This window comes from Paludisphaera rhizosphaerae (assembly GCF_011065895.1).
Taxonomy (GTDB): domain Bacteria; phylum Planctomycetota; class Planctomycetia; order Isosphaerales; family Isosphaeraceae; genus Paludisphaera; species Paludisphaera rhizosphaerae.
In genome coordinates this window covers 211600-224296 of record NZ_JAALCR010000006.1, presented here as the reverse complement: position 1 = coordinate 224296, position 12697 = coordinate 211600, and the positions used below count along the sequence as shown (strand labels likewise).

Here is a 12697-nt window from a genome sequence, read left to right as displayed (position 1 = left end):
CGACGCTCCCTACAACTTATCCAGCCCCGACCCCGCCGGCCCATCCACGACCTCGCCGAGGCGATCGAAACGCGAGCCGTGGCAGGGGCAGTCCCAGGTCTGGTCGTCGGCGTTCCAGGCGACGATGCAGCCCAGGTGAGGGCAGACGGCCGACATCTGGTGCAGCGTCCCCTGATCATCGCGATAAGCGGCGACCTTGGACAGCCCCCTGCGAACAACCGCCCCGCAGCCGGGGGCGAGATCGCCCGCGTCGGACACGTCCCCCGGGGTCAGCCAGGCGGCGAACCGACTCGCGACGTTCGCATTCTCGCGGAGGAAGCGGCCGATCGCCTTCAACGGCCTGCGCGAGGGGTCGTACAGCTTCGCCCAGGGATTCTCCCGACCGGCGATCGCGTCGGCGATGATCATCGCGGCGATCGTCCCATGCGTCATCCCCATGCCGGAATCGCCCGTGGCGATGTAGACGTTCCCCTCGTCGAGCGGGTTCTTCCCCAGGAAGGCCAGGCCGTCGATCGTCTCCTGAACCTGTCCCATCCATCGGAATTCGACCGCTTGCATCATCGGGAATCTCTCCCGAGCCCAGGATTCGAGCGCCCGGTAGCGGTCCTCGTGGTCGGTCGCCTGGCCCGTCTTGTGGTCCTCGCCGCCGACGATCAGGAGGTCGTGCTCCGGATGGTTGGGATCCTCGGAGAGGTCCTGGATGCGGACGTAGTGGTAGGGGTCCATCGTGTCCCAGTAAAGCGCCTTGGGGATCACCCCGCGGGGGACCTTGCCGGCGACGACGTACGACAAATAGGGCGCCTGTTTCGTGTGGATCGCATACATATCGTTGATCGGCGAATTGGTCGCGACGACCACCGCGCGGGCGCGGACGATCGGGCCGGCCTCGGTCTCAACGACGGCCGGCTCGCCCCCTTCCACGGACTTCACGTGCGTTCGGTTGTGGATCTTCCCCCGCCGCTTCTCGATCGCCTTCGCCAGACCGTCGAGATACTTGAGCGGGTGGAATTGCCCCTGGTCGGGGAACCGCAGACAGGGCCCGCTGTCGAACGGGGCGGAGGAGACCCCCGGCAGCCGCTGGACGCGATCCAGCCCCGCGCGATGGGCGGCGTCCCTCTCGTGCGTGAGGAGGTCGTCGGGGTCGTCGGGACCGAGCATCAGATAGCCGTCGAGCCGGGCGAACTCGCAGTCGATCGCCTCATCGCGGATGACCTGGGCGATCTTCTCGATCGCCGCGGTGTGGCTCTCGGCGGCGAGCCTCGCGCCCTCGACGCCGTGGATGCGCTCGATCTCGATGTAGCGGTCGTCGATGGCGTTGGAAAGGTGCGCCGTGGTCCGTTCGGTCTCGCCGCCGCCGATCGGCCCATCGTCCAGCACGATCACGGACTTCCCCTCGCGGGCGAGCAGATAGGCCGTCGACAGCCCGGCGATCCCCGCCCCGACAATGCAGACGTCGGCCTCCGCATCGGCTTTGAGCGGCCTGCGCACGGCAATGGCCTCGTCGGTCGTCCAGCTTGAAAGGTTGCGTCCCTCCTCGTCGCGCTTCATCGTCGCCTCCCGGAGCGTCTCGGGACTGAGTCGTCTCTCCAGGATCGTATGCACCTCGCAGGCCGAACGGAGACGCCGGCCGGGTATAATCGGGGGGAAGGCGCTCAGCGGTCCCAGGCCGGAAGCGCGTTGAAACCGGAGCGAGTCCGAAGAAGAACCGCTGCGAGCCCGACGACGCCGGAACCGGCCGGACCAAAGCGGACGCTGATCGACCCGACGATGCAGACGGTGGAAGTCGACCGCCCCGGCCGCGAGCCTGAGATGCTGACGAAGCCCGGGACCCTCTCCGGCGAGGGCGTCCTGCCGGGCCGCATGCAGAGCCTGAAGGGGATTTCGTTCGATTGGCCGTGAATCTCCCGCTCGCAGGCTGGATCGCAACCCAGGCCCGGGCCCGCCCTGGATCACGACATGCTAACCCTGATGGACATCGTGGCGATCATCAACTTCCACGTGTGGATCTGGTTGTGGCTTCGCGATTATTACGCGATCGCCGGGACGCATTGCTGGGTGGTTCCGAACGTCTTCCCCAGGAGGGCGGCCATACAAACCTGCATTATCATGGCAATGCTGGTGCTTCTCGGGATATCGCACGCCTGGGGACGTAAGGGTCAAGCGCCATTCTCGGACGTCGGATGGCTTCTAACGTCGCTGACGACGCTCGTCCTGTATTTCTACGGCCTTCGAAGTTCGGAATTCTATCAACCCCGATAGAAGCCGCAGGAGCCCGAGACGCCGTCGAAACCCGGGACGCTCTCAGCAGAGAACGAGCCGCCGGGTCTCGCTCGGGAACTGAGGGGGGGCGATCGGGTATGATGGCGAGGTCGGCGTTCCGAGATTCAGGTCCGGACGGGGCGTCGGGGCCGGATCGAGCATGAGGTTGAGGAGGAGCCGCCATGAGTCCGTCGACCCTGGAACCGACCGCCGCGCAGCCGACGACCGATCGCCCGACCGAGACGTCGCTGATCGTCCCCGAGGGGGTGCGGCTGATCGTCGACCCGGAAGACTTTGAGCGCCTTTGCCGCGTCCCGGCCAATCGAGACCTGCGACTGGAACGCGAATCGGACGGGGGACTCATCGTCATGGCGCCAGCGGGGATGGACGGCGGTCGGCGGAACCTCACATTGGCTGCCCGCCTCTGGAACTGGAACGACGCGACGGGCCTGGGCGTGGCGTTCGACTCCTCCAGCGGCATGACCTTCCCCAACACGGCCGTCCGCGCCCCCGACGCCACCTGGATCACCCGCGAGCGCTGGGAGGCCGTCCCCGAGGACGAACGCGCTCGGTTCGCTCGGCTCGTCCCCGACTTCGTCGCCGAGCTGCACTCCCCCAGCGACTCATTAACAAAGGCTCGCGCCAAGATGGCCGAATACATCGCCCAGGGCGTCCGCCTGGGTTGGCTCATCGACCCGACGACCCAGACCGTCGAGATCTACCGCCCCGGCCGCGAGCCCGAGACCCTGACGAGGCCCGCGACCCTCTCCGGCGAGGACGTCCTGCCGGGCCTCGTCCTGGACCTCAAGGGGATCCTCTTCGATTGATCGTCCCTTCGCGTCCAGGGGAGGTGGGCGGCGCCCCCTACCGGCCTGAACGCGCCGGGAGCGTCCGCCCGCTCGGGTGGCGTGGCTTAGCCCATGAACAGAAGGAACGGGGTCGACAGCACGGGGATGCCGGACACGATCGCCAGGGTCAGGCCGACGACCGACCAGCCTCCGGTCATCCGGCTCACGGCCGCCAGGACGACGGTCGTCGTGGCCGCCGCCAACCACATCAATCCGACCATCGCCCAGCCGCCGAAGAGGACCAGCTCTGATTCCGCGGCCACGGCGAGGAGGTAGACCACCGGCATCATGAACGCCAGCAGCAGCGAAATCCCACCGGTGATCCCGCTCACCCAGCCGTACCACTCGCGGCCATGCCCCGGGGAACTTCCCTCACGGCTGAGGCCGACGCCCAGGCCCCCCGGCCGGCCGCCGACGACCCCCCTCGGCCGCTCAAAGCCTTCCTCATCGTCGCCGAGATAAGCTTCGGGCGGGTCGAGCTGCGCCAGCACGGCCAGCACATCCTCGCGGGAGGGCTCCGACGAGCCGCAGCGGGCGTGGAGCAGCTCGCCGATCCGCGACTCCACCTCGCCGACGACGTCCAGCCGCTCGGCGCGGGAGACGCGGCCGAGCAGGGCCCGGTCGATCGCATCCAGCCGCGCGTCGATCAACGTCCGAGCACCATTCGCCGTCATAACCGTCTCCGCAATGCTCATTTCCGCACTCCTTCGAGTAAGGCCGAGAGGCTCCCGGCCACCGTCCTCCAGCTTCGCTCCATCTCCTCTAACCGTCGCTTCCCCTGATCGGTCAGCCGGTAATACCGCCGCGTCGGCCCCGCCGGCGACCGCTCCGCGCGGATCGCCAGAAACCCCTCTCGCGCCAGCCGAGCCAGCACCGGGTACACCGTGCTCTCCGTGAACTCCAACCCCTTCAACCCGTGCAACCGTTCCACGATCGCATACCCGTACGCCTCCTCCCCGGCGATCGTCGCCATCACCGCCAGCTCCACCAACCCCTTGCGCAACTGCGTCTCCCAGGGCCCCATCGCATTCCGCCCCCCCCGCCTCGGCCTCGCTACCTCGCATCACACAGTACCGACCCGTACGGAGATGTCAAGACGTCGGCTGATCCGAATCCGAAACCCCAACGGCCTTCCCCCCTCGCGGGGGAAGGTGGCCCGAAGGGCCGGATGAGGGGGGAATCGGCGGTGCACCGAGAGCCAGTCGCCTGGGTGCCATGGCCACGCTTGCGTGGCCATGAACCGGTGTGGGACGACTCCGCGACCGTCGCCGATCGCATGGCCACACAAGCGTGGCCATGGCACCCGGCAATTCGATGCGTATGAGTCAACCTCACATCAAGGGTCGAGACGCCTCCCATCGGGCTGGGTCTGGCCCTGAGCGGATTTGCTCTGGGATGGCCCCCCCCCACCGTTGTTGGGAGCCCCTACGAATCGATCCCCGCGATCGGTCGACGCCCTGGTCCCTCTTGGGGGATTCGTTTAGACTCCCCAACCGCCCGACCTCGGCGATGAGGTCGGTCCAACATCAGAGCAGGGCGGTGGGGGCCATCCGATGGGCGTCGAATACCGGCATTTCCTGATCGCCGAGGACAACACATACAGGCCCGGCCCCGAGGAGTTGGCCCGCCTCGTGAACGCGCTGCTCGAAGCCGGCTTCGTCGCCCGGGGGGGCTCGGGCGATTTCGACATCATGGCGGCGGCGATCTCGATCCTACCTCCGGATGCGGACTGCTACGTCCAGATCGGGGACCAGGAATACGCCCCATTCCCCTGCCCCTGCTCAGCGGGGAACTTCGCCGACCTGGTCGGCCGGGATTTCATAATCCGTTGGGAGGTGGACAGCATCAACGAGGCGGGTCTAAAGTATCCGCTCGACCCCTTCCCCGAAGAAGGTGAGGACGCCTACTACGACATCGAACTCCACATGGCGAGGGACTTCGTCTACCAAACCGCGGAGTGCATCGATCCCTTCGGCGAGGTGAAATGCAGTTGCGGCCAGGTCCTTGAATACTGGGAGCGAGACGGCGACCGGGCGATTCGCCCCGTCTACTACAGCCAGCGCATCCACCGGGAGTGCCCCGCGTGCGGCGAACCGTTCCTGCCGCAGCGACTCATTGCCCGGATCCGAGTCGGACACGCAGGCGATGCCGGCGAGCGGGCCGGGGGAGCCACCTATCTGTTCGCCGTGGTGGTCGACTGCAGCAAGGATTTCGCCCGAGGTATCGACGCTCCAATCAGGGCCATCGACGCGTTCCTGATCCTGGTCGAGAAGACCCTCGGCCGGCGGTTCTACGAGATCGGCGAATACTACTAAGCCTCGACGGGTCTTCCCGACCGAAACCCCAGTCAGGACTCATCCCGCATCCGGGACGTCCCCGCCGGCCACGACCACCGCCACATTCCATCCCTGAAGGCTCGTCGATCGGCGAGCCTTCTCTCTTCTTCCTACGCTCTCTCAACATCCCCCAGATCGTGGCCAGAAACAAAAAACCTTAACTATCTCCTTCATCCATCACACCTTGCGCCGGCCACAACCTCCAGGCCCCATCGTGGCCATCGTGGCCGCTCACGGAGTAATCACTCTCTCTATAGAGTGTGTTTCACCTTGAGGCTGCACCCATCGGGGTAGGGGCACCCCTCCTGGGTGCCCGATCGCCATCGGACGTCCACGGCGATCAGGGCACCCACGAGGGGTGCCCCTACGAATCGGGGATCGCCAGTCCCTCCGACGGCCCTATCCTCACACCCCGCGAATCCCCCAAAATCGACACCACTCACTGGACAAGTTCAGGAAGACGGTTGTATAGTAACCCTCCTTGAGATCCGTTCAGGTCGCAGGGTACAGAGCCGGGGACTGTCCCCATTTGGCGGAGTCCGCGGAGCGAAATGGGGACTGTCCCCCTCGCTGCGCCCAGGAGTGAGGGAGGGCGTTCCAGGGATGGCGGCATCCGACGTGGTGGTCCGTGGAGCGCGGGAGCACAACCTCCGCGACGTGTCGCTGACCTTGCCGCGAGGGCGGCTGATCTGCTTGACGGGGGTGTCCGGGTCGGGCAAAAGCTCGCTCGCGTTTGACACCTTATATGCTGAAGGCCAAAGACGATACGTCGAGAGCCTTTCCAGCTACGCCCGCCAATTTTTGGGCCAGATGCCCAAACCCGACGTGGACCGGATCGAGGGGTTGTCTCCCTCCATCTCGATCCAGCAGAAGACCGGCGGGCGCAACCCACGCTCCACCGTGGGGACGATCACGGAGATCAACGACTACCTCCGCGTCCTCTTCGCCCGCGTGGGGATCGGCCATTGCCCCAACTGCGACCGCCCCGTCGCCGCCCAGACCCGCGAGCAGATCGTCGCCCGGATCCTGGACCTCCCCGCCGGAACTCCTTTCAGCGTATTGGCTCCCGTCATTCGCGGCCAGAAGGGGGAGTACAAGGACCTGTTCGTCGACCTGGCCAAGGCCGGCTACGTCCGCGCCCGGGTGGACGGCCAGATCCACAGCCTCTCCGACGACCTCCGCCTCGACCGGCAGATCAAGCACGACATCGAGGTCGTCGTCGACCGCCTCAAGGCCACGACCGCTGAGAACGCCCGCGGCCGGCTGGCCGAGGCCGTGGAACAGGCCCTCAAACTGGGTGAAGGGACCCTCGTCATCGCCGTTGAGGGCCAGCCGGACCTCGTCCTATCCGCCCACTACGCCTGCACTTACTGCGGCATCGGCTTCGACCCGCCCAGCCCCCAGCTCTTCAGCTTCAACAACCCCCAGGGGATGTGCCCCGCCTGCGACGGCCTGGGCGTCCGCCACGACTTCGACCCCGACCTCCTCGTCCCCGATACATCGCTCTCCGTCTGGGACGGGGCCATCGCACCACTCGGCGCGGTGAAGGGGATCGGCAAATGGCGCAAGCACATCTTCGAGGCTGTGGCCCGCAATATTGAGTCCGACCCCGACGGCCCCCCCGCCGGCGCCATGCTCAAGGGCCCCTGGAGTAAGCTCGACGAAAAGCACAAGCGGATCTGGCTTTACGGCACCGGCGACCGCGTCGTCGTCTGCCACTGGAAGACCAAGGGGAAGGTCTGGGCCCACCCCGAGAAATGGACGGGCGTCGCCAACGACCTCCTCGACCGCTACAAGACCTCCGGCGGCGGCCCAACCCGGCTCCAGCTCGAACCTTACATGCGGACGATGGTCTGCCCCGAATGCCAAGGCGCCCGCCTCAACCCCCGCGCCCGGGCCGTCCGCGTCGGCGGCAAGACCATCGTCGAGCTTTCCGCCAGGCCCATCGGCCAGGCCAAGACCTTCTTCGACGGACTCGCCGACCCCTCGTCGCAACTGGCCGTGGAAACCGACCTTGCGGCGACGCCCCTGGACCCCGTCTCGGCCACCATCGCCGAGGAGTTGCTCAAGGAGATCCGCGGCCGGCTGGGCTTCCTCAACGACGTCGGCCTCCACTACTTGACCCTCGACCGCGCAGCCCCCACCCTCTCCGGCGGTGAAGCCCAGCGCATCCGGCTGGCCAGCCAGGTTGGCGCCGGCCTGGTGGGGGTCCTGTACATCCTGGACGAGCCCTCCATCGGCCTGCATGCTCGCGATAACGACAGGTTGATTGGGGCTTTACAGCGATTGCGGGACGTCGGCAACACCGTCATCGTCGTCGAGCACGACGAGGACACCATGCGCGCCGCCGACTGGCTCGTCGACTTCGGCCCCGGCCCCGGCGTGAAGGGGGGCGAGGTCGTCGCCCAGGGGGACTTGAAGACCATCGAGAAGGCCCGCGAAAGCCTGACCGGGGCCTACCTCGCCGGCCGCTCGAAGATCGAAATTCCCCCCCAGCGACGCCTCCCGGACGGTCGAGAGTTGGTGATTCGAGGCGCCCGGCAGAACAACCTCAAGGGAATTGACGTTTCCTTCCCCCTGGGCGTGTTCATTTGCGTAACGGGCGTGTCCGGTTCTGGCAAAAGTTCATTAGTTTCGGACATTTTGCGGGATGCTTTGTCCCGCCAACTGAATGGGGCTCAATCGACCCCCGGCGAGCACGACGGGATCGACGGGATCGATCAGCTCGACAAGGTCATCGACATCGATCAGTCCCCCATCGGCCGGACGCCTCGCTCCAACCCCGCAACCTATATCAAGTTGTGGGACCTGATCCGCGACCTCTACACCAAGCTGCCGGACTCCCGGGCCCGCGGTTACCAGCCCGGCCGGTTCAGCTTCAACGTCGCCGGCGGGCGCTGCGAGGCCTGCGAGGGGAACGGCTCAAATAAGCTTGAGATGGATTTCCTCGCGGACGTCTGGGTGGTTTGTCCGGTCTGCGAGGGCCGTCGGTTTACAAGGGAAACCCTGCACGTCCGCTACAAAGGGAAGTCCATCAGCGACGTGCTGGACATGGACGTGCAGGAGGCGCTCGAGCACTTCGCCAACGTCCCCAAGATCGCCGGGATGCTCCAGACCCTGCACGACGTCGGGCTGGATTACCTCAAGCTCGGCCAGCCCTCGCCGACCCTCTCCGGGGGCGAAGCCCAGCGCATCAAGCTGGCCCGCGAGCTTGTCCGAAAGGGCACCGGAAAAACGCTTTACATCCTCGACGAGCCGACGACGGGGCTCCACTTCGAGGACGTGCGCAAGCTCCTCAACGTGCTCCACGGCTTCACCACGCGGGGCAATACGGTGGTGGTCGTCGAGCACAACCTGGACGTCGTCAAGACGGCCGACTGGCTCATCGACATGGGCCCCGAAGGGGGCGCCGGCGGCGGCCGGGTCATCGCCCAGGGCCCTCCCGAGGTCGTGGCGAAGGTCAAGGAAAGCCATACGGGAGCCGCCCTGGCGCGGGTCCTCAATCCCGATCCCAAACGCCGCGTGGGACATGCGGCGACGGTCAAGAAAGGCAAGGGCAGGGGGGCGAAGACAGCCGAGTCGGGCTTCGACCAGATCTCCGTCCGGGGCGCCCGCCAGCACAACCTCAAGGGGGTGGACCTGGACATCCCCCGCAACAAGATGACCGTCTGCAGCGGCCCCAGCGGCTCCGGCAAAAGCTCCATGGCCATCGACACCCTCTACGCCGAAGGCCAAAGGCGTTACGTCGAAAGCCTTTCCAGCTACGCCCGCCAGTTTCTCGCCCCGCTCCCCAAGCCCCGCGTGGAGAAGATCACCGGCCTCTCGCCGGCCGTCAGCATCGAACAGAAGACCACCAGCAAGAGCCCCCGCTCGACCGTCGGCACCGTCACCGAGATCCACGACTATCTCCGTATCCTCGTCGCCAGATTAGGAAAGCCCTACTGCCCGACCTGCGGCCTGGAGATCGGCTCGCAGACTGCCGACGAGATCATCGAGAAGATTTTGCAGCTCCCCGAGGGCTCGCGGATCCACGTCATGGCCCCCGTAGATCGGCGTGACAATGAGAGTTACGACGACCTCTGGGCTGTTCTCAAAGGTTCGGGGTTCGCCCGCGCCCGGGTCGACGGCCAGACCATCGATCTCGACTCGCCTCCTAAATTAAGCCGACGCCGCAAGCACCAGGTGGAGGTGGTCGTCGACCGGGCCGTCGTCCGCCGGGCCACGCGCTCGCGGCTGGCCGATGCGGTGGAGGCCGCGCTCGACCTGGGCAAGGGGGTCGTCCTGGTCGCCCGGGTGGCCGACGACGTCGACGAAACCAAATGGCCCGTCGATCGTTACAGCCAGCACCGCGCCTGCGACGGCTGCGGCCGGAGCTTCGAGGAACTCTCCCCGCACCACTTCTCCTTTAACAATCCGCTGGGCTGGTGCCCCGTCTGCGAGGGGCTCGGCGTCCAGCAGGGGGCGAATCCCGCCGTCCTCATCCCCGATCCCTCGCGGTCGCTCCGCGACGGGGCCGTGATGGTTTGGCCCAAGTTCCATGAGAACCGGACTTTCGGGCGAATGATCGAGACTCTCGCCGCCGCCGAGGGAATCGACCTGGACACTCCCTTCGACGACCTGGAAGGCCGACACCGCCGAACGATCCTCCACGGCCGACCCGACGTCTGGTACGAGATCCCCGACGCTAAAGACTTGCCCGGCTTCAAGTTCCAGTACAAGGGGCTCTTCCCAGCCATCGAGGAAGCAGGGAGGGTCTCCTTCCAGTACCGCTGGCGGCTCCAGGGCCTCGTCGACGACGTCCCGTGCGCCTCGTGCATGGGCGCCCGCCTCCGCGACGACGCCGCGGCCGTCCGCTTCGAGGGCCTCACCCTGGATCAAATAAGCCGCCTGCCGCTGGGCCAGGCGCTCGCCTTCTTCGATGGCCTGAACCTGACCGATCAACATAAACATATAGCCGGAGACCTGATCCGCGAAGTCCGCGAGCGGCTGTCATTCCTCAACGAGGTCGGCCTGGACTATCTCTCGCTGGCCCGAAGCACGCCTACTTTATCCGGCGGCGAATCCCAGCGCATCCGGCTGGCCAGCCAGATCGGCAGCGGCCTGACGGGCGTCCTGTACGTCCTGGACGAGCCGACGATCGGCCTGCACCCTCGCGATAACGGCAGGCTGCTAGGGGCTTTAAAGCGACTGCGGGACCTCGGCAATACCGTGGTCATGGTCGAACACGACCGCGAGGTGATCGAGGCCGCCGACGCCCTGGTCGACTTCGGCCCCGGCTCGGGTCGGTTCGGCGGCGAGGTGACCGCGGCAGGCCCGCCCAACAAGGTCGCCAAAGATCCCAAGTCGTTGACGGGTGAGTACTTGAGCGGATCGAAGGCGATCCCCGTGACGACCAACCGTCGGCCGGCCGGACCCGATTCCGGGGTCGAGGCGATCGAGATCAAGGGAGCCCGCCACAACAACCTGAAGGATCTGGATGTCCGTATCCCGCTTGGAGTTGTGACGGTCGTCACCGGCGTCTCGGGATCGGGCAAGAGCACGCTCGTTGAGGACGTCCTCTGGAAGACCGCCGCCAAGACGCTCCACCGGGCCCAGGTGTGCCCCGGGGCCGTCGAAGAGGTAGCCGGACTGGGCCAGGTCGACAAGGTGATCCGCGTCGATCAGTCGCCCCTCGGCGGAACCCCAAACTCAACGGCCGCAACATATTCGGGTGCCTTCGACCTGATCCGCGAACTCTACGCCAAGCTCCCCGAGGCCAAGGTCCGGGGCTACACCGCCCGCCGGTTCAGCTTCAACATGCCCGGCGGTCGCTGCGAGGCCTGCGAAGGCGCCGGGCAAAAGCGCATTGAGATGCACTTCTTGCCCGATGTCTGGGTGCCGTGCGACTCCTGCAAGGGGAGGCGGTTCACGGCCGAGGTTCTCGCCGTAACCTTCCGCGGCAAAGCCATTTCAGACGTACTCGACATGTCCGTCGACGAGGCGCTCTCCCTCTTCGAGAAGGTGCCTCGAATTCGCCGCATCCTCCAGACGCTGCACGATGTTGGGCTCGGCTACCTGCCCCTCGGTCAGTCCGCCCCGACCCTCTCCGGGGGCGAAGCCCAGCGCGTGAAGTTGGCCTCCGAGTTGTCCCGGCCTGACACTGGTCGGACCCTCTACGTCCTCGATGAGCCGACGACGGGTCTGCACGTGGACGACGTCCGCAAGCTGCTGGACGTGATTCACCGCCTGGCGGACCTGGGCAACACGGTCGTCGTGATCGAGCATAACCTTGACGTCATCAAGACTTCCGACTGGGTCATCGACCTCGGGCCCGAGGCCGGCCGGGGGGGCGGCGAGATCGTCGCGGAGGGCCCGCCGGAGGTCATCGCCGCGTGCGGGAAGGGGTACACCTGGAAGTTCCTCGGCCCGTTGCTGAAGGCCGGCCCGTTCGCCGAGCGTGAGCGGTTCGACCCCAAGGAGGCCGCCAAGAAGGCGGCCGCCGAGGCCAAGGCCGCCCGGCTCGCCGCAAAGGCTGAAGCCGAAGGGCTTAAAGCCCAGACCGAGCCCAAGAAAACGGGCTCGAAAAAGAGGGGGAAAGTCGCCGCCGAGGCGGTCTCGATCGCGCCTGAGACGGCTCTCGCCCCCTGGGAACGCGACGGCCGGAAGTGGCACGTCGAGGAGCGGACTTCCCGCAACGGCAAGCCCGTTCGGTGGGACGGGCAGATCCTCGCGAAGGTCGTTGACCGGATTGAAGAGCTGGCCGGCGAAGGCTTTATGTCGACCCAGTGGAACGAACGGTCGATGGTGAAGATCCCCTTCAAGGGGCCGGAGGATGAGTCGGCCAGGACCTTCTTCCAGGCGAATACGGCCGGCGAATGGGTGTTGACGATGCGGTTCCGCCTCCCGCGCAACACCTTTCAGGAAAAGACGTTGGCCGCGTCCCTGAAGCTCATCCCGTTCCACGACGGACCGACCCCGGTGCTCTCAGACGCTCCCCGGCTGAAGGTCGGCAACGACGCCGGCGGCCAGGAGATCATCATCACCGGGCACGCGCTGGACGACTTCCAGACGCCCGCGTTCGACGCCTTCCTTGTGAAGGCCGTGGAGTCGCTGAGCCGTCGGGCTGGGCGTTCCCGGCTCAGGACGGCGGCGGAACTCTGACCCACCTCGGGCGTCTCTAAAGCTCAATCTCATCTCACGTTCCGACGACATCGAGCGAGGGCCGGGCGGGCCTGCATTATCTGCTGTTGCGCTCTCGTCGTCGGCGGCAGGCCC

8 protein-coding genes are annotated in these 12697 nt (G+C 66.4%); 5 read left to right on the top strand and 3 right to left on the bottom strand.

The features are described from left to right. Positions 1–9: 9 nt before the first annotated feature. Complete coding sequence (locus G5C50_RS09955; protein ID WP_165068450.1) at positions 10–1548, bottom strand: FAD-dependent oxidoreductase; 1539 nt, start codon at positions 1546–1548, stop codon at positions 10–12. A 219-nt stretch (positions 1549–1767) separates the two neighbouring features. Here G5C50_RS09955 and G5C50_RS32920 point away from each other — a divergent pair, with 219 nt between their 5' ends. From G5C50_RS32920 to G5C50_RS09945, 3 genes are all read left to right on the top strand, one after another. Then, positions 1768–1899, top strand: a complete 132-nt coding sequence (locus G5C50_RS32920; protein ID WP_255487487.1) for a hypothetical protein — start codon at positions 1768–1770, stop codon at positions 1897–1899. A 57-nt stretch (positions 1900–1956) separates the two neighbouring features. Continuing rightward, positions 1957–2259 (top strand): hypothetical protein, encoded by a 303-nt coding sequence (locus tag G5C50_RS09950; RefSeq protein WP_165068447.1) that lies wholly within the window; start codon positions 1957–1959, stop codon positions 2257–2259. Between the two features lie 182 nt (positions 2260–2441). Beyond that, positions 2442–3086, top strand: coding sequence for a Uma2 family endonuclease (locus G5C50_RS09945; RefSeq protein ID WP_165068444.1), 645 nt, complete (start codon positions 2442–2444; stop codon positions 3084–3086). Positions 3087–3172: 86 nt separating this feature from the next. Here G5C50_RS09945 and G5C50_RS09940 read toward each other — a convergent pair whose 3' ends face one another. Beyond that, positions 3173–3802: a hypothetical protein gene (locus G5C50_RS09940; protein ID WP_165068441.1), complete on the bottom strand. Its 630-nt coding sequence runs from the start codon at positions 3800–3802 to the stop codon at positions 3173–3175. Further along, a complete protein-coding gene (locus tag G5C50_RS09935) occupies positions 3799–4131 on the bottom strand; it encodes a PadR family transcriptional regulator (protein WP_165068439.1) in 333 nt (110 codons plus the stop codon). Before G5C50_RS09935 ends, G5C50_RS09940 begins: the two co-directional genes overlap by 4 nt. 529 nt (positions 4132–4660) lie before the next feature. On the opposite strand from G5C50_RS09935, the gene G5C50_RS09930 reads away from it, so the two are divergent. Both G5C50_RS09930 and uvrA read left to right on the top strand, forming a co-directional pair. Continuing rightward, positions 4661–5422 (top strand): hypothetical protein, encoded by a 762-nt coding sequence (locus G5C50_RS09930; RefSeq protein ID WP_165068437.1) that lies wholly within the window; start codon positions 4661–4663, stop codon positions 5420–5422. A gap of 624 nt (positions 5423–6046) precedes the next feature. Beyond that, on the top strand, positions 6047–12583 hold the full coding sequence (gene uvrA, locus G5C50_RS09925) for an excinuclease ABC subunit UvrA (RefSeq protein ID WP_165068434.1): 6537 nt from the start codon (positions 6047–6049) through the stop codon (positions 12581–12583). Positions 12584–12697: the final 114 nt, after the last annotated feature.

Excerpts from the sequence above, each read along its gene's own strand:
- G5C50_RS09955 (WP_165068450.1), bottom strand. The coding sequence starts at position 1,548 with ATGAAGCGCGACGAGGAGGGACGCAACCTTTCAAGCTGGACGACCGAC.
- G5C50_RS32920 (WP_255487487.1), top strand. The coding sequence starts at position 1,768 with ATGCAGACGGTGGAAGTCGACCGCCCCGGCCGCGAGCCTGAGATGCTG.
- G5C50_RS09950 (WP_165068447.1), top strand. The coding sequence starts at position 1,957 with ATGCTAACCCTGATGGACATCGTGGCGATCATCAACTTCCACGTGTGG.
- G5C50_RS09945 (WP_165068444.1), top strand. The coding sequence starts at position 2,442 with ATGAGTCCGTCGACCCTGGAACCGACCGCCGCGCAGCCGACGACCGAT.
- G5C50_RS09940 (WP_165068441.1), bottom strand. The coding sequence starts at position 3,802 with ATGAGCATTGCGGAGACGGTTATGACGGCGAATGGTGCTCGGACGTTG.
- G5C50_RS09935 (WP_165068439.1), bottom strand. The coding sequence starts at position 4,131 with ATGGGGCCCTGGGAGACGCAGTTGCGCAAGGGGTTGGTGGAGCTGGCG.
- G5C50_RS09930 (WP_165068437.1), top strand. The coding sequence starts at position 4,661 with ATGGGCGTCGAATACCGGCATTTCCTGATCGCCGAGGACAACACATAC.
- uvrA (WP_165068434.1), top strand. The coding sequence starts at position 6,047 with ATGGCGGCATCCGACGTGGTGGTCCGTGGAGCGCGGGAGCACAACCTC.